Annotated in this window: 16 protein-coding genes and 1 pseudogene; 7 read left to right on the plus strand and 10 right to left on the minus strand. The window is 57.0% G+C overall.

Annotated features, from left to right (window positions below):
• Nucleotides 1-9: 9 nt before the first annotated feature.
• The gene (locus CAI21_RS00670) at nt 10-699 is read right to left on the minus strand and encodes a YggS family pyridoxal phosphate-dependent enzyme (RefSeq protein WP_116300517.1); all 690 of its coding nucleotides are present in this window, start codon (nt 697-699) and stop codon (nt 10-12) included.
• 161 nt (nt 700-860) lie between these two features.
• On the opposite strand from CAI21_RS00670, the gene CAI21_RS00675 reads away from it, so the two are divergent.
• Nucleotides 861-1,898 carry a type IV pilus twitching motility protein PilT gene (locus CAI21_RS00675; RefSeq protein ID WP_116300518.1) on the plus strand — a complete coding sequence of 346 codons (1,038 nt, stop codon included), beginning with the start codon at nt 861-863 and terminating at the stop codon, nt 1,896-1,898.
• A 101-nt stretch (nt 1,899-1,999) separates the two neighbouring features.
• A complete protein-coding gene (locus CAI21_RS00680) occupies nt 2,000-3,136 on the plus strand; it encodes a PilT/PilU family type 4a pilus ATPase (RefSeq protein ID WP_116300519.1) in 1,137 nt (378 codons plus the stop codon).
• Nucleotides 3,137-3,202: 66 nt separating this feature from the next.
• Here the strand turns inward: CAI21_RS00680 and CAI21_RS00685 are convergent, their stop codons facing one another.
• From CAI21_RS00685 to gshB, 9 genes and pseudogenes are all read right to left on the minus strand, one after another.
• Nucleotides 3,203-3,886, minus strand: a complete 684-nt coding sequence (locus CAI21_RS00685) for a hypothetical protein (protein ID WP_147305010.1) — start codon at nt 3,884-3,886, stop codon at nt 3,203-3,205.
• On the minus strand, nt 3,883-5,169 hold the full coding sequence (locus tag CAI21_RS00690; RefSeq protein WP_116300521.1) for a dihydroorotase: 1,287 nt from the start codon (nt 5,167-5,169) through the stop codon (nt 3,883-3,885). The genes CAI21_RS00685 and CAI21_RS00690 overlap by 4 nt, the downstream gene beginning before the upstream one ends.
• Nucleotides 5,166-6,125 (minus strand): aspartate carbamoyltransferase catalytic subunit, encoded by a 960-nt coding sequence (locus tag CAI21_RS00695; protein WP_116300522.1) that lies wholly within the window; start codon nt 6,123-6,125, stop codon nt 5,166-5,168. Before CAI21_RS00695 ends, CAI21_RS00690 begins: the two co-directional genes overlap by 4 nt.
• Nucleotides 6,122-6,628: a bifunctional pyr operon transcriptional regulator/uracil phosphoribosyltransferase PyrR gene (gene pyrR / locus CAI21_RS00700; protein ID WP_116300523.1), complete on the minus strand. Its 507-nt coding sequence runs from the start codon at nt 6,626-6,628 to the stop codon at nt 6,122-6,124. The genes CAI21_RS00695 and pyrR overlap by 4 nt, the downstream gene beginning before the upstream one ends.
• 25 nt (nt 6,629-6,653) lie before the next feature.
• A pseudogene (gene ruvX, locus CAI21_RS00705) lies at nt 6,654-7,193 on the minus strand (Holliday junction resolvase RuvX); the annotation flags it as partial.
• Nucleotides 7,087-7,650, minus strand: coding sequence for a YqgE/AlgH family protein (locus CAI21_RS00710; RefSeq protein WP_116300799.1), 564 nt, complete (start codon nt 7,648-7,650; stop codon nt 7,087-7,089). The pseudogene ruvX and the gene CAI21_RS00710, both read right to left, overlap by 107 nt.
• Nucleotides 7,651-7,727: 77 nt before the next feature.
• Nucleotides 7,728-8,558, minus strand: coding sequence for an energy transducer TonB (locus CAI21_RS00715; RefSeq protein ID WP_181919625.1), 831 nt, complete (start codon nt 8,556-8,558; stop codon nt 7,728-7,730).
• Nucleotides 8,559-8,865: 307 nt separating this feature from the next.
• A complete protein-coding gene (locus tag CAI21_RS00720) occupies nt 8,866-9,921 on the minus strand; it encodes an FAD:protein FMN transferase (protein WP_116300525.1) in 1,056 nt (351 codons plus the stop codon).
• An 11-nt stretch (nt 9,922-9,932) separates the two neighbouring features.
• Nucleotides 9,933-10,895, minus strand: a complete 963-nt coding sequence (gene gshB / locus CAI21_RS00725; RefSeq protein WP_116300526.1) for a glutathione synthase — start codon at nt 10,893-10,895, stop codon at nt 9,933-9,935.
• Between the two features lie 484 nt (nt 10,896-11,379).
• Between gshB and pilG the strand changes: the two genes are divergently transcribed.
• From pilG to CAI21_RS00750, 5 genes are all read left to right on the plus strand, one after another.
• Nucleotides 11,380-11,766, plus strand: coding sequence for a twitching motility response regulator PilG (gene pilG, locus CAI21_RS00730; RefSeq protein WP_116300527.1), 387 nt, complete (start codon nt 11,380-11,382; stop codon nt 11,764-11,766).
• 76 nt (nt 11,767-11,842) lie between these two features.
• Entirely contained in the window at nt 11,843-12,208 is a 366-nt protein-coding gene (locus CAI21_RS00735; RefSeq protein ID WP_116300528.1) for a response regulator, read from the plus strand.
• 13 nt (nt 12,209-12,221) lie between these two features.
• The gene (locus CAI21_RS00740; RefSeq protein ID WP_116300529.1) at nt 12,222-12,767 is read left to right on the plus strand and encodes a chemotaxis protein CheW; all 546 of its coding nucleotides are present in this window, start codon (nt 12,222-12,224) and stop codon (nt 12,765-12,767) included.
• Between the two features lie 163 nt (nt 12,768-12,930).
• Complete coding sequence (locus CAI21_RS00745; protein ID WP_116300530.1) at nt 12,931-15,006, plus strand: methyl-accepting chemotaxis protein; 2,076 nt, start codon at nt 12,931-12,933, stop codon at nt 15,004-15,006.
• Nucleotides 15,007-15,022: 16 nt separating this feature from the next.
• On the plus strand, nt 15,023-15,913 hold the full coding sequence (locus tag CAI21_RS00750) for a CheR family methyltransferase (protein WP_116300531.1): 891 nt from the start codon (nt 15,023-15,025) through the stop codon (nt 15,911-15,913).
• Nucleotides 15,914-15,922 lie beyond the last annotated feature (9 nt).

Here is a 15,922-nt window from a genome sequence, read left to right on the forward strand (position 1 = left end):
CCTGGTAAATTACTTTTGCTGGCGAGGGCCGAACAGGGCGCTCCCGATCCTAACCAGCGTCGAACCGGCATCGATTGCCGCTTCCAAGTCGTCCGACATGCCCATCGAGAGCGTATCCACGAGATGCCCCTCGTCTTTTAACGACTCGGCAAGCTGCGCCAGTCGCCGAAAACTCTCCCGTTGCGCGTTAAAGTCGCTTTTGGGTGCCGGTATGGCCATTAAGCCACGGAGCTTTAGATTCGTTTGTTTGGCAACGGCGGCGGCCAGCGCTGGCAGTTGCGACGGCGCGACGCCGGCTTTGCTTGCTTCGGCATCTATATTAACCTGAAGACAGATGTTTAGCGGAGGTAACTCCGCCGGCCGTTGTTCTCCTAAACGGCTCACAATACGCTCGCGGTCGACGCTGTGTACCCAGTCGAAATGCTGTGCGATAGCCTTCGTTTTATTACTCTGGATCGGCCCGATAAAATGCCACTCCAGGTTAAGATCCGAAAGTTGCTCGATCTTCTCAAGGGCTTCTTGCAGATAGTTTTCGCCGAATGCGCGTTGACCGTTGGCGTACGCGCTGCGGATGGCCGAGGCCGGCTGCGTTTTGCTAACGGCCAGTAGGCGCACCGATTCGGCGGGGCGCCCTGCCTCTTGTTCCGCTCGGCGGATACGTTCTTGTACATGAGTGAGCCGAGAGCTGATGTCGGTCATACTGTTTGGTACTTTAGAGCTGCTATAACTAAGGGCTTGTCGATGCCGGTAAGGCTAGCGGGGCCGCCGGGCGCTGGACGCCGCCCTAGGTTCGCGATAGTTTGCCAACTTTACCGGCTATCCCGGAACAACGATAAAACGCATAAAGCCAGGGGGGCTTCATGGATATTGCCGATCTGCTTGCCTTTGGCGTTAAAAATAACGCCTCTGACCTTCATCTTTCCGCAGGCTTACCGCCTATGATACGGGTGGACGGCGACGTGCGTCGAATAAACCTGCCGCCGATGGAGCACAAGCAGGTTCACGATCTGATATACGATATCATGAACGATAAACAACGCCGGGATTTCGAAGAATTCCTGGAAACGGACTTCTCTTTCGAAATCAAGGGGCTGGCGCGGTTTCGCGTGAATGCTTTCAATCATAATCGCGGTGCCGGCGCCGTTTTCCGGACGATTCCTTCCAATGTGCTGTCGCTAGAGCAATTGGGTACACCGGCGGTATTTAAAGATATCGCCGATAATCCGCGTGGGATTGTCTTGGTCACAGGGCCGACAGGGTCGGGTAAGTCGACAACGCTTGCCGCCATGATCGATTACAAGAACGAAACCTGTCATGACCACATCCTCACGGTGGAAGACCCGATCGAGTTTGTTCACGAAAGCAAGAAATGCCTTGTAAACCAGCGCGAAGTTCATCGCGATACTCTGGGCTTTAACGAGGCGCTGCGTTCGGCGCTGCGCGAAGACCCGGATATCATTCTGGTCGGCGAGATGCGCGATATCGAGACCATTCGTCTCGCGTTAACCGCTGCGGAAACGGGGCACCTGGTTTTCGCTACCCTCCATACCAGCTCCGCAGCAAAAACGATCGACCGCATCATCGACGTTTTCCCTGCTGCCGAGAAAGACATGGTGCGTTCGATGCTGTCGGAATCGTTGCGGGCGGTCATCTCGCAGACGTTGATGAAGAAGATAGGCGGCGGACGTATCGCGGCGCACGAGATCATGATCGGCACGCCGGCGATTCGTAACTTGATTCGGGAAGACAAGGTGGCGCAAATGTATTCGGCCATCCAAACCGGGCAATCGGTAGGTATGCAAACGCTGGATCAGTGTATGCAGGACTTGCTGCGTAAAGGGGTGATCAGCAAACAGGACGCGCGTGTTAAAGCAGTCAACAAAGACTTGTTCGTTTAAGGAAACACCGACTGGTTTCCTCGCCCCGCTGTGTGCCGCCAAGCGCGCACTGCTCAGCGCCGGCTTCCGAAAAACGATAACCGTTCCGGGGAAGTATAAAGATGGATTTTAACGCCCTGCTCGACTTGATGGTAAAGAAAAAAGGGTCGGATATTTTTATCACGGCAGGTATGCCGCCGAGCATGAAAGTGGCAGGCCGGCTGGCGCCGGTAACCAAAAACAAATTAACGCCGGAGCAGTCTCGGCAGATTGTTTTGTCGATTATGACGCCTCAGCAGCGCGATGAATTCGAGCGTGAGCACGAGTGCAATTTCGCGATCAGCGTAACAGGCTTGGGACGTTTCCGGGTGAGTGCCTTTTATCAGCGAAATCAGGTAGGCATGGTTTTGCGCCGGATCGAGACCTACATTCCCAGCATCGAAGAGTTACGTTTGCCGCCAATTATTAGAGACTTGGCGATGATCCAACGCGGTTTGGTGCTGTTCGTCGGCGCGACAGGTACCGGTAAGTCGACCTCCCTGGCGTCGATGATCGGTTACCGCAATCGCAATAGCAGCGGCCATATCATTACCATCGAAGACCCGATCGAGTTTATCCACCAGCATGCCGGCTGTATCGTTACGCAGCGGGAGGTCGGTATCGATACCGAGTCGTTTGAGGTGGCATTGCGCAATACGCTGCGACAGGCGCCCGATGTCATTCTGATCGGCGAGATCCGGACGCGCGAGACGATGGATTATGCGATTGCCTTTGCCGAAACAGGTCACCTCTGTTTGGCAACCTTGCACGCGAACAACGCTAATCAGGCAATGGATCGTATTATCAACTTCTTCCCGGCCGAGCGGCATAATCAGTTGTTTATGGACTTGTCGCTCAATCTTAAGGGCGTGATTGCTCAGCAGCTGATTCCCACGCCCGACGGTAAGGGGCGCGTGCCGGCCGTGGAAGTCTTACGTGGTACGCCTCTGGTGGCGGACAAAATCCGTGCCGGCGAAGTCCATGAGCTAAAAGATATTATGAAACGCTCGCGCGAACAGGGTATGCAGACCTTCGATCAACACCTGTTCGAATTATACAAGAGCGGCCAGATTACTTATGAAGACGCCTTACGGTATGCCGACTCCACGAACGAGGTGCGTTTGATGGCCAAGTTGTCGGCAGACGATGCGCAGGAGCGTTTGGAGGCGGCAACGGAAGAGCTGACCATCGTCGAGGACGAGCCGCAGCATCGTTTTTAACGGGGCGCCGGTGGTGCGGATGCGGTGGTTTGGTCTCTAGCCGCCGATCTGCGCCGCCAACACATCTTATGCGAATAGGCGCGTTGCCAGGCTTTGTTGTCGGCCCGCTAGGGCCTTGTTAAGGCGCTGCTCTATGCCGAACGGGCCGGCGGCGAATACGTTAGGCCGTTCGTCGGGGTTGGCCGCCAACCAGTGTTCGAGCAGGTGGCTGACTTCTCCCTCGTAACAGCCTGGTAACCCGTCAGTACAGGCAATGCGGCTGGCGATACCGCGCTCGTCCAGGCTGGGGACGGCGCCAATCGTGGCTGGTGGCAGTCCGGGCGTTAGGACGCGCGAGGGTTGAAGCTTGAAAGGCGGTGCGCCTCTACAGCCGATCAGGACGAGTTTCGGCGGCGTTGGTAGCTGTTCCGCTAGCCATAGGATCGCGCCTATTCCGCCATCCTCGCCGATTAGCACGGTATCTCGGGTGGCTGCCGAGAAGCTAAAGGGTAGATGGGTTAGTTCGAGTTCGGCATAACGCTGGAAGGGGCGTAAGGGCGTTGCGAGTTGCTGGGGCGGGATAATCGTTGCTAACCAGTTTTGTTCTCCGTTGGCTCCGGCGATGGCGGCTTGTAGCGTGGCGGCGGTTTCCAGCTCTAGGCGAACCCCCTGGCCGGGCATTGCCTCGCCGCTAAGCGGCGAGGCAATGCGCACTAAGCCCCAGTCGCCAGGAAGGGGGGTACAGTCGAGAATGTAAGGTTTGACTGTCACTGTTGGGAAAGTCGATATACGAGCCGGCCGTCGACCAAAGTATGGGTGACGCGTCCGGTAAATTCCCAGCCCAAGAAGGGCGAATTTTTGCCCATGCTGTGCATGGTCTCGGCGTTAAACCACCATACGGCTTTGGGGTCGAATACGCAGATATCGGCGACCCGACCTACGGCCAACGAACCGGCTTCCAGCCCGAGAATATGCGCCGGGTTGCTCGTTACTCGGGCAAGCGCATCCATCAGCGGCAACACCCCTTCGTCGACCAGGCGCAATACCAGCGGCAGCAAGCTATCAAGCCCGGAAGCGCCCGGGCTGCTCGTCCCCATGGGCCCGTCTTTCGCGTCAGGCTCGTGCGGCTGGTGGTCGGAGCAAATCGCAGCAATCTGCCCGTTGGCGACGGCTTGACGAAGCGCTGCGCGGTCGCTATCGCTCCGCACTGGCGGGTCAACCTGACAAGCGGTGTTGAAGTCCCACAAATCCATTTCGGTCAAAAACAGCTGTAGCGCGGCAACATCGGCCGTTACCGGTAATCCTTGCTGTTGGGCTCTGGCTATCTGGTTGGCACCGGCGGCGGTAGAGAGGCGGCCGAAGTGTGTGCGAACACCGGTTTGTTGTACTAACGCTAAGTCGCGCCCGAGCGCAGCAGTTTCTGCCGCTGCCGGAATGCCGGTTAAGCCGAGTCGGGTGGCCACATGGCCTTCGTGGATTAGCCCACCTTCGCTGAGCCAGGGATCTTTCGGGGTGAGCAAAACAGGCAGTTTAAAGCTGCCGGCATATTCCATGGCTCGACGCAGGACCAGACTGTTTCGGATGACGTGTCCGCCATCGGCCATGGCGGCGCAACCGGCGGCTTTCAGCGCTGCCATCTCGGTTAACTGCTCGCCCGCTAGCCCTTTGGTGAGGGCGCCATAAGGTAGAATCTTGGCGCCTGCCGCTTCTCGTTCGCGGCGGCGAATCAATTCCACGACGGAGGTGCTGTCGACCACCGGCTGCGAATCCGGCGGGCAACATAAGGTTGTGATGCCGCCCGCGGCGGCGGCCCTGGCTTCGCTTGCAATTGTCGCTTTGTGAGTGGCGCCGGGCTCCCGCGGGCGGGCCGCGAGGTCGATCAATCCGGGGCAGACGATTTGGCCGCCGACATCGAGGGTCTGTTCCGCGCGAAAACCGCTTGGCGCCTCGCCTATGCCGGCGATGCGTCCTTCGCTAACGAATAAATCCGCTTCGGTGTCGAGGCCGTTGGCGGGGTCGACGATACGGCCGCCGCTTAGGACGATGTTGTTCATGCGTTTTCTCCCCCCGTGCCGAGTGCCATCGACATCACCGCCATACGCACCGCAATTCCATTGGTAACCTGTTCTAGAATGACCGAGCGAGGGCCGTCGGCGACCGCCGACTCGATTTCCACGCCTCGGTTAATCGGCCCTGGGTGCATGACGATGGCATCGGGTTTGGCAACCGATAATTTCTCCTCGGTTAGGCCGTAGAGGCGGAAGAACTCGCTTTCGCTCGGCAATAAGGCGCCGCTCATACGTTCCTTTTGCAGCCGTAGCATGATCACGACATCGACATCCGCTAAACCGGCCCGTATGTCGTGGAAGACTTTTACGCCGAGGCTTTCGATATCGTGAGGCAGCAGTGTGCGTGGGGCGATAACGCGCACTTCGCCGGCCCCTAAACCATTCAACGCATGAATCTGCGAACGCGCCACCCGCGAGTGCAGAATGTCGCCGACGATGGCGACTCGAAGCGGCTCGAACTCCCGCTTATGGCGGCGAATGGTGAACATATCGAGCATGGCTTGCGTGGGGTGTGCATGCCGACCGTCGCCGGCATTAATGACGCTTACGCCCGGAGCTGCGTTGCGGGCGATGAAATGCGCCGCGCCGGAGTCGGCATGACGCACAACGAACATATCGCACTGCATGGCTTCAAGGTTGCGTAGCATGTCGAGCAGGCTTTCGCCCTTTACCGTTGCCGAGGTGCTGATATTGATGTTGAGCACATCCGCCGAGAGGCGTTTGGCTGCCAGCTCAAAGGTGGTTCGGGTCCGGGTGCTGGCCTCGAAGAAGAGGTTCATCACGGTTCGACCGCGTAACAGCGGGACTTTCTTGATGGATTTGCCGATGACTCCGGTGAAAGACTCGGCGGTATCCAGAATCTGGGTCAACAAGGGTCGCGGTAACCCTTCGGTCGTTAAAAAATGGCGCAGGCGGCCGTGTTCGTCCAATTGCAAGCTCATGCCTGGGTCCGCTCCGTGAGGCTCAAGGGCGACGGCCCGCTCAGCTTGATATGGCGGCCTTCGGCCAGTTGTAGCCGAGTACCGGCCACATCCGCAGCGATGGGAAGTTCGCGACCGCCGCGGTCGACCAAAACGGCCAGTTGTACGCTGGCAGGACGTCCGTAATCGAAGATTTCATTCAGGGCGGCGCGAATGGTACGCCCGGTATATAGGACGTCGTCAACCAAAATGATGTCGCGGTCGTCCACGGAAAACGGTAGATGTGAGGGGTGGACCTGAGGGTTCATCCCGACCCGGCTGAAGTCATCGCGGTAGAAGGTGATGTCCAGCGTGCCGAGAGGGTCTGGCAGGCCCAGGGCAGCGTGTAGTCGCTCCGCAACCCAAACCCCTCCGGTACGGATGCCGATCATTACCGGATGCTGCGAAGGTGTGACGTCGAGACGGGCTTTCAACTCGCCTGCCATGTGCTCTATAAGTGGATCGACCGCAGGTAGTGTTGTCATTGCGCGTGTTCCAAAACCAGGTTTCGAGGATGATGCGAGCTGCCGTTGCATCGATTTTAGCTTTCTGACGGCGCATGCGTTGCCCGCTCAAGCCGCGCTCGCCTAGCTCGCGCGCTGCTTCGTGCGAGGAGAGGTGTTCGTCCACGGTATATGTCGGCAGCCGAAAACGGCCTTCCAGTCGTCGGCTGAAGCGGCATGCCGCCTCGCCTGCCGTCGGCAGGCTGCCGTCGGCGTGCCGCGGTATGCCAACCACGAGGCCATGCGGCTGCCATTGTGCAATCAGCCGGCCGACCTCTTCCCAGTCGGGATTGCCGTCTCGGCAGCTAAGCGTCGTTAACGCGCGTGCCGTGCCGGTTGTTGCTTCGCCGACCGCGACACCCGTACGTCGTAAGCCAAAATCGAAGCCGAGGTAGAGACCTTGTGCATCCTCTTGCTTCGTGCCGCGTCGATGATCTCGCTCAGGCATGGCCGGCATCCGTGGATAGCAGAGACAGGTCGACACCGAGTAGCGAAGCGGCTGCTTGCCAGCGATCGTTGCTATTATGCTCAAAGATAATCGACGCATCGGCGGGGCCGCTTAGCCACGAATTCTCGGCGATTTCAGCTTCCAACTGCCCCGCTTCCCAGCCGGCGTAACCGAGCGCCACCAAGTACTGCTTCGGTCCCTCTTGTTGCGCAATGGCATCGAGGATATCGCGCGAAGTCGTAATGCTGATCGCGGGGGAAACCTTGAGTGTTGCCTCCCATACGGTTTCCGCCGAATGCAATACAAAGCCCCGTTCGCGTTGCACCGGCCCACCCATGTAAACGCGTTGTTGCGCGGCCGTTTCGTCGTCCGATTCCAAGCCAAGGTGGTTGAACAGCTCGCTCATCGATATATCGATCGGGCGGTTGATGACAATGCCCATCGCGCCCTCTTCGTTGTGTTCGCAGATGTAAGTTACCGTCTGCGCGAAGTTTGGGTCGGCGAGCGTGGGCATCGCGATTAGGAAATGATTGCTCAAATATTCTTGGTTCGTCATGATCATATTTTCCGCCGGCCTCTTTTCGCCTTGTTCAGTCGCCGTGTTGGCTGAAATGGAGGCGATGTTCACGTTCTTCAGCGGGTGTGCAATTGATTTCCTTGCAGAAACTCCCATGTGCGGACCACGACCAGCAGGTCGTTGCCCTGCAAAACCTCTTTCGGTACTTCGGGATACGGTGCTGCAAGCTCGACAATACGCATCGCCGCTTGGTCCAAGGCCGGATGAGGCGAGGGTTGCAGTATCCGCATTTCGTGTAAGTGGCCGTCGGGGCGTATGGTCACTTCCATAATTAAACGCCCGGCGAGGCCGCGTTGGCGGGCTTCGTCGGGATAGTTGAGGTTTCCGACGCGCTCAACCTTGGCGACCCAGTCGTGCATGTAGGCGGCTGCTTCGTGCGCCCGGGTGCGAGCGTCGATGCGTCGCTTACTGGGGTAACGGGGCACGCCGGTTTCGCGATCTTCCAAAAACTCCCGGTATTGCGCCGCTTGCGGGGTGGAACTGAGCAACTCCAGGGTTGAGGTGTTTTGCGTTTGTTCCGGTGTCGCTTGCTCCGGTGCAGGGGTTCGTCGATTTGCCGCCTCGGTTTGAACGACGTCCTGTTGTTGGCGTGGCTGCGGCGGCGGCGCGGGAGCCGGGGAAGCATGTACCGGCTCATTCGCTTCCGGAACGCCTTGCATTTGCGGTTCCGCCCGTCGCTGGGGTCGCTCGGCCCGCTCCGAATGGCCGCCGCCGTCTTGGTCGGCTTGGGCTAAGAAATCGTAATCGTCCGGCGTCGAGTCGCTTGGCCGTTCGGCCAGTGTGACTTCAATCATCGGGGTGTTTTTGGTTATCCGCTCGGGCATACCGGTAAAACCAACGCCCAGAATGACCATGGCGTGAACGACCACGGCGAGAAAGAGCGTCATTGATAATCGGTCGGCGGAACTAATAGTCGTCCTGTTCATGCGCGCAAGTTTAGCTCCGGTTGAGCCCTACGAGGTGTCGAAAATCACTTTTCCGCACCCTGGCTAAAGGACCTCCGGTTTGCCTGAGGATTTTACCTTGTTTGCCTAAAGCCGAAGCGGGGAAACAGGCGAGCGACGCTTCGTGTTTTATGCCTGCGTCGTGGTCGTAGGCAAGGTATCCACTCGCCCGCGACCTCATGTGGCCTTGCCTTTCCTTATTTTTCGATAAGCGCGAAGGCCACTCGCCTATTCCGATAGTATCACTATCTCATAGAGCTTCCGTTACCGTCACCGTTGTCGCCGCTTCTTCGAAGCGAACCCGTTCGACCAGAGTCGGCGTAATGCTAACGTGGCCCGAGTCGTCGACGATCAGCACCTGATCGACGCCCATATTACGAGCAATGCGTTGCCAATGCTCGGGGCCGGCAACGAGTAAGGCGGTTGCCGCTGCATCCGCAGTCGTTGCATCCTCGTGTACGACGGTAACGGCCGTAAGCCCCCGCGCAGGATAACCTGTCTTTGGGGAAATTAAATGGTGGTAGCGCTTTCCGTCGTACTCGAAGTAGCGTTCGTAGGTGCCCGAGGTGAAGACGTTCTCGCCGCTGTCGATCTCCAAACTGGCTAATTTGCCGCGAGTACTTGGGTCGATAACCCCCACTCGCCAGCGTCTGTCGCCGCGAGAGCCGATGGCTTGCACATCGCCGCCGAGACTGATCAGCGCGTGCTCGATGCCCTCGTTTCTCAAGGCGATCATTGCACGATCGAGGATTAAGCCTTTGGCCATGCCGCCAAAATCAAGTTGAACGGCCGGGTTGTCGCTGCTCAGTGTAGCGCCGTCTAAGTGGAGATCGGTCATGCGGGGCGAATGTGCTAATAGTTGATCGATCGCGGTTGCCGGGGGAGGGCTCGGGTTCGTTTGCCGGGCATGAAAACCCCATAAAGCAATCAAGCGGCCTATTGCGGGATTAAAGTAATGTTCGCTTTGTTCGGCAAGGGCTATGCCGCGTTCGGCAAGCCAGCGCAGATCGCCGTCGATGGTTGTCGTCTGGCCGGCGGCGAGTTTGTCGTTTATGCGGGTTAAGTCGCTTTCCTGCCAAGCATGCCACGCGTGGTGTTGAGCATCGAACTGGGCCGCTAAGGCGTCGAATCCTCGTTGTGCCGTTGCCTCATCGGTACCGATCAATGTTACGTCGACTACTGTCCCGAACGCCAGCATTTGCTCCTGTCGTACTTCCGGTCCGCGCTCGCAGGCACCGACGAAAAGTGCGCAGGCAGCCAATAGTAGCCGGATTCCATGCCGTCGATCGGCGCGATGATGTGGCATCCGTTTGCTTCCTACCCTTTGGGGCGTTGGGCCAAGAGCGTTTCTATGGCATCGAAGAACTGAGCGCTGATATTGATATTATAGATTTCGTCGAGTTCTCGAACGCAGGTGGGGCTGGTGACATTAACTTCGGTGAGGTAGTCGCCGATGACATCGAGGCCTACGAAGTATAGCCCATGCGCAAGCAGCGTCGGGGCTACCTGGTCGCAGATCCAGCGGTCGCGATCGGACAGTGGAACCCCTTCGCCACGGCCGCCGGCGGCAATATTGCCTCGGCTTTCGCCGGCGGCTGGAATACGTGCTAAAGCATAATCCACCGGTTTGCCGTTAATAACCAAAATGCGCTTGTCGCCGGCACTGATTTCCGGGATATAGCGCTGCGCCATAGCGTATTCGGTGCCTTGTTCGGTGAGCGTCTCGATAATGACGCTGGTGTTGGTATCGCCGGCTTCGACCACGAAAATGGAGGTGCCGCCCATGCCGTGTAGCGGCTTTAGAACCGCTTTGCCGTGCTGGGCGATAAACGCACGTAACTCTTTCGCGTCGCGACTGACCAGTGTGGGCGTGCAACATTGAGCGAAACGAGCGGTAAACAGCTTTTCGTTAGCATCGCGCAGCCCTTGCGGCTTGTTTAAAACCAAGCAGCCTGCTCGTTCGGCAAGTTCCAAAATATAAGTTGCGTAGAGAAACTGGTTGTCGACCGGCGGGTCTTTGCGCATCAGTATAATATCGAGTTCGGCCAAGGGAGCGGAGACGCGATCGCCGAGTTCAAACCAGCGGCTATTGTTGTCGTCTACCCGCAGCCGGCGACCGCTTCCCCAAGCTTCGCCGTCTCGCACCGATAAGTCGCTCATCTCGAGATAGCGAATATCCCAATTCCGCGCTTGCGCTTCCAGCAACATAGCGAGCGTGGTGTCTTTGTAGGGCTTGATGGACTCGATGGGATCCATGACGACGCCAATTTGGATGGTCATAAGCTTCGGTTCCTGCTGAGTCAAAGTGACCGGACAATATCGATGCTGCCCTAGCCGGCAGTTAGATTAGCGCAGCGCTCTGCATGCGCTAATCTACTGCCGGGCTTCGGTGTTGGCTATCCGTGCGTTTTTTCAACAGCCCATTAGGCCTGGTTGGCAGAACGATCGCTACACGATAGTCTACACTTTGCTAGGGAAGAAACTCGGCGTTTTTACCCTGGCACTGAGTCGGAAAGTTCCTTCTGAGCTTTTGAGACGCTGCTTGAGTCGCTTGCCGTTGGCCCGGATCGGTCGAGTTGCGGTTGAATTATTCAGCGGTAGTGCTGGGCTACAGGCTAACGCGGCCGGTGGATTGTACCGCAGTTATGTGTTAAATAAACTCGGTATCCTCATGGGCTATATAAGCGAATTCTGCCTTCGGCGGGCGCCTTGTCGCCTCATAACTAGGAAAATAACCGGGGGGTCAGTGGATAACGGAACCACAATGGAGGACCTGGCCGGACTGAAGGTCATGGTCATAGACGATAGCAAGACGATTCGGCGCACGGCCGAAACCTTGCTTAAAAAAGAAGGCTGCGAAGTTATAACGGCTACGGACGGCTTCGAGGCGCTGGCAAAAATCGCGGATCATAAGCCCGAGATCATCTTTATTGATATCATGATGCCTCGCCTTGATGGGTACCAAACCTGTGCGCTGATCAAGCATAATCAAAGCTTCCGCCATACTCCGGTAATTATGCTGTCGAGTAAGGATGGCCTGTTTGATCGGGCGCGAGGCCGTATCGTCGGCTCGGAACAGTATTTAACGAAGCCGTTCACGCGTGAAGAGTTGCTGAGCGCGATCCGGCGCCACCTCGAGCAAGCTGCTTGAGCCGGGCAAAGACGTCGGGGTCCCAGAGACGAATAACCGTATATTAGGCATCAGGAAAAGATATAAGGGGCTGCGCATGACACGCGTTCTCATCGTTGACGATTCTCCTACAGAAACGCACGTGCTCAAAGGCATGCTGGAGAAGCACGGCTATCAAGTGGACATCGCTACGACCGGCGAAGATGGGATGAGGCTTGCACAGGAGCAAACTCCTGACGTGATTTTAATGGATATCGTGATGCCCGGTGTTAACGGTTTCCAGGCAACGCGTAAATTAAGCAAAGATCCCGCTACGTCCGGAATACCCATCGTAATGATCAGCACGAAAGATCAGGATACCGACCGTATTTGGGCGAAGCGGCAGGGAGCCAAGGACTACATCACCAAACCGGTGACCGAGGACGAGCTGCTGGAGAAAATTAAAAACGCCCTGGAAGGCTGAGTCGTCTCCGTTTATGACGAATACACCAAAGATTTCGCCTTTTCGGCTGCTGCAGCAGCTTGAGCAACGCGGCCACGAGCATGGCGCGGAGCTGCCGGCACAGGAAGAGGTGCATGAAGAGTGGGTTGGAGTCGCGTTTCGTCTTGGCGGTGCTGTTTATTTGGCACCTATGAGCGACGTAACGGAGATTCTTACCTGCCCGCAATTGTCGCAGGTACCTCGAACCAAGCCTTGGTTGAAAGGTTTGGCTAACGTTCGGGGTACTTTGCTCCCCGTCATGGACCTGAACGGTTATCTCGGGCGTCAGTCGTCCGCACTGACGCGGCTCAGTCGAGTGCTGGTCATACGCTGCGAAGAAAGCATGGCCGGCTTGCTGGTGGATGAGGTTTTAGGAATGCGCCATTTCGAGCGAAACGAATGGCGTGCATTGAATCAAAACGCGGACGACGCTGTGCAACCATACCTGGACGGCGCTTTCGAGCACGATGGCGAGAGTTGGCCGGTATTCAGTATGCGGGCGTTGGCTAATCATCCGCTCTTTCTCAAAGTGGCGAGTTAGTGCGCTACTAAAAGGGGTAGCGGAAATGGCGTGTGCACTCTGCCCTTCGGTGGAGAGCCTAAGTCATGCATAACGATTGCAGTTTCTCTTTTTCGGAATTTCTAGTTTCACGTTTTCTATAGTCGGGGCGACTCGAGCGGTTTCTCTGGGAGGGGTTCATACCATGAAGCGGTCTGTAGGCGCAGAGCAGACGAGTGGTCTGCGAAGGATAGCAAACGCCCTTGGCATACTGGTTATTGTGGCTGTGGTTGCAATGGTGGCGACTTTCACCATTACCAACCATTACGCCGGGTTCGACCAGGACTATATATCTCGGGCCGATACGGTGCGCGTGCTCTCGCAAAGCATAGCCAAGAATGCGTCGGAGGCCGCCAACGGTAAGACCGACGCCTTCTCCGATCTGGAAAAAGCGCGTAACGAACTGGAAGAAAATATACAAATCCTCCTCAAGGGTAATGAAGCGTCCGGTCTGCCACCGACGGAAGCCACCTCTGAAGCAGCAGCCAATGCCCTTAACCAAGTGATGCGCCCTTGGGAAGATATGCACCGCGAAGCCGGTATCATCCTCGAGCGCCGCGACATGGTCGTCTCCGTTAACGAACTGGCGGAAGACTTCCGGATCAGTATCCCCGGTTTGCAAAGAGATACCACCGCTTTAGCAAGGCGTTTAATCGATACGAATGCCGATCAGGCTCAGGTACACCAAACGACTCGTGCGCTAGTGGTGTCGGAACAGATTGGGCGGCAACTCGGTGAAATGCTGCGCGGCGGTATCGGTAACATCACTGCTGCTCAGCGCCTTGGTCGTAGTTCGCACGAACTCGGGGAGATCCTGAACGTCCTGGAAAATGGCGGTGTGATCGGCGAAGGCGAAGACGCCATGCAGGTTGCCCGCGTGAGCGATGCCCAGGCTAGGCAGATTATCGAAGGGTTGCAGACCAGCTACAGCCGTATGCGTGGGGAAATCAATACGATTTTGGACGAGTCGCCGGAACTGTATAGGGTGCGTGACGCAGCCGACAGTATCTTTAGAATTTCCAATCAGGTTCTGCAGCCCGCCGAGCACTTGAGAGAGGCGTATAAAGCTAATGTCGATGTGCGGCCAATCAAAGCTTGGTACGGTTTTCTCTTCTTTGCCTTGGCGCTGATCTGCCTTGTCCTTCGCGGCATCATGATTCGTCGTATTTCCACAGTTGAGGTGGAGGCTAAGGAAGCCGAGAAAGTTCGTGTCGACGAGCAGGCGAAACGAAACCAGGAAGCGATTCTTAATCTGCTCGACGAAATCGAAGGCCTGAAAGAGGGCGACCTGACGGTCCAGGCGACGGTAGGCGAGGAAATTACCGGTGCTATCGGCGATGCCTTCAACGACGCTATCGAAAGCCTCCGTAGCCTGGTAACCACGATTAACGAAACCTCGGTCCAGGTTTCCTCGGCCGCCCAGCAGACCCAGGCTACCGCTATGCATTTGGCAGAAGCGTCCGACCATCAGGCGCACCAGATCACCGCGGCTTCGGCAGCGGTAAACGAAATGGCGGTTTCCATCGATCAAGTGTCGAAGAATGCCAGCGAATCGGCAAAAGTGGCGCAGCAATCGGTGGATCTGGCGCTGAAAGGCGCCGACACGGTGAATCGTACCATTGAAGGTATGGATGCGATTCGCGAGCAGATTCAGGAAACCTCCAAACGGATTAAGCGTCTTGGCGAGTCTTCGCAAGAGATCGGCAACATCGTCGAGCTTATTAACGATATTGCCGATCAAACCAATATCTTGGCCTTGAATGCTTCTATTCAGGCGGCGATGGCCGGCGAGTCCGGGCGCGGCTTCGCGGTGGTGGCAGACGAAGTCCAACGCCTGGCGGAACGCTCCGGTAACGCAACTAAACAGATCGAAGCGTTGGTGAAAACCATTCAGACGGATACCAACGAAGCCGTTATTTCCATGGAGCAAAGTACGGCGGGTGTGGTCTCGGGAGCTCGTTTGGCGGAAGACGCCGGTACGGCTTTGCGCGAGATTGAAGGCGTATCCAAGCAGTTGGCGGGCCTTATTCAGAACATTTCCGAAGCTGCTCGCCAGCAAGCTAATGCGGCGGCCAATATCTCCGATACCATGAACGTCATTCAGGAAATTACCTCGCAGACGTCGGCCGGTACCAACGAAACGGCGACATCCATTGGTAACCTGGCTGACTTGGCAAATGACCTGCGCAACTCGGTAGCCGGCTTCAACCTGCCCGAGTAAGGGGTTATAGAGCGTCATGACTGTCGCCGCCGATCAGACCCTGCCCAATTTATGGGCAGGGCTTGAAAAGCTGCCGGAGATGGACGAGCAGCAGTTCGAGCGTTGGGTGTCCTTGTTACGGGAACGCACTGGCATGAGCCTGCCGCGCGAACGGAAGTCGTTCTTGGTAACCAGTGTCGGTTTGCGAATGCGCGAACTCGGATACAGTACCTACCAATCCTATTACGACTTCCTAACCTCGGGCTTGGCAGGCAATGTCGAATGGACTGCGTTGGTGGATCGCTTAACGGTTCATGAAACGCGTTTTTTCCGCGACCCCAACGCGTTGGCGTTCGTCGAGCAAATATGTATGCCGACGATGGCCGACCGCATTCGCCGAGGTGGCCATGTGCAGCTATGGAGTGCGGGGTGTTCAACCGGGGAAGAGGCGTTCACGCTTGCGATGTTGATGGATCGCTACTTACAGCGGGAACAGGTTAGCAAGCGGTTTGGCGTGATCGGTAGCGATATCAGTTTGTACTCACTGGCAACGGCTAAGCAAGGGGCTTATCCGATGCGGAGGCTTAAGTACATTGCTCCGGAGTTGCGCGATGACTACTGCGAGACAATCGATAGCGGCGGTTTTCGAATTAACGAGCGATTGCGTCGTAGGGTTTGTTTCGCCCAGTTCAACATCCTGCACGCAGCCTCCACACCGGCCGGCAGTATGGATCTGATTTATTGCCAGAACGTGTTGATTTACTTCGATCGCGAGACGCGTGAGCGTATTTTGAACGGTCTCGTAAGACCTCTACGCGTAGGTGGAACGTTAGTCCTTGGAGCGGGCGAGATGATTGGCTGGAAACATCCGGCCATGGCCCGTGTCGGCGGAACCGACGTCCTTGCCTACCGGCGGATCAGCGAATGAGCACGGGTG

Origin of the sequence: Alkalilimnicola ehrlichii, from assembly GCF_003399765.1 — a bacterium.
GTDB lineage: Bacteria > Pseudomonadota > Gammaproteobacteria > Nitrococcales > AK92 > AK92.

What these genes read in the sequence shown, in the direction of transcription:
- CAI21_RS00680 (WP_116300519.1), top strand. Translation starts at nt 2,000, where the DNA reads ATGGATTTTAACGCCCTGCTCGACTTGATGGTAAAGAAAAAAGGGTCG.
- CAI21_RS00720 (WP_116300525.1), bottom strand. Translation starts at nt 9,921, where the DNA reads ATGCCACATCATCGCGCCGATCGACGGCATGGAATCCGGCTACTATTG.
- CAI21_RS00715 (WP_181919625.1), bottom strand. Translation starts at nt 8,558, where the DNA reads ATGACGCTCTTTCTCGCCGTGGTCGTTCACGCCATGGTCATTCTGGGC.
- CAI21_RS00735 (WP_116300528.1), top strand. Translation starts at nt 11,843, where the DNA reads ATGACACGCGTTCTCATCGTTGACGATTCTCCTACAGAAACGCACGTG.
- pilG (WP_116300527.1), top strand. Translation starts at nt 11,380, where the DNA reads ATGGAGGACCTGGCCGGACTGAAGGTCATGGTCATAGACGATAGCAAG.
- CAI21_RS00670 (WP_116300517.1), bottom strand. Translation starts at nt 699, where the DNA reads ATGACCGACATCAGCTCTCGGCTCACTCATGTACAAGAACGTATCCGC.
- pyrR (WP_116300523.1), bottom strand. Translation starts at nt 6,628, where the DNA reads ATGACAACACTACCTGCGGTCGATCCACTTATAGAGCACATGGCAGGC.
- CAI21_RS00750 (WP_116300531.1), top strand. Translation starts at nt 15,023, where the DNA reads ATGACTGTCGCCGCCGATCAGACCCTGCCCAATTTATGGGCAGGGCTT.
- gshB (WP_116300526.1), bottom strand. Translation starts at nt 10,895, where the DNA reads ATGACCATCCAAATTGGCGTCGTCATGGATCCCATCGAGTCCATCAAG.
- CAI21_RS00745 (WP_116300530.1), top strand. Translation starts at nt 12,931, where the DNA reads ATGAAGCGGTCTGTAGGCGCAGAGCAGACGAGTGGTCTGCGAAGGATA.
- CAI21_RS00695 (WP_116300522.1), bottom strand. Translation starts at nt 6,125, where the DNA reads ATGAGCTTGCAATTGGACGAACACGGCCGCCTGCGCCATTTTTTAACG.
- CAI21_RS00740 (WP_116300529.1), top strand. Translation starts at nt 12,222, where the DNA reads ATGACGAATACACCAAAGATTTCGCCTTTTCGGCTGCTGCAGCAGCTT.
- CAI21_RS00690 (WP_116300521.1), bottom strand. Translation starts at nt 5,169, where the DNA reads ATGAACAACATCGTCCTAAGCGGCGGCCGTATCGTCGACCCCGCCAAC.
- CAI21_RS00675 (WP_116300518.1), top strand. Translation starts at nt 861, where the DNA reads ATGGATATTGCCGATCTGCTTGCCTTTGGCGTTAAAAATAACGCCTCT.
- CAI21_RS00710 (WP_116300799.1), bottom strand. Translation starts at nt 7,650, where the DNA reads ATGACGAACCAAGAATATTTGAGCAATCATTTCCTAATCGCGATGCCC.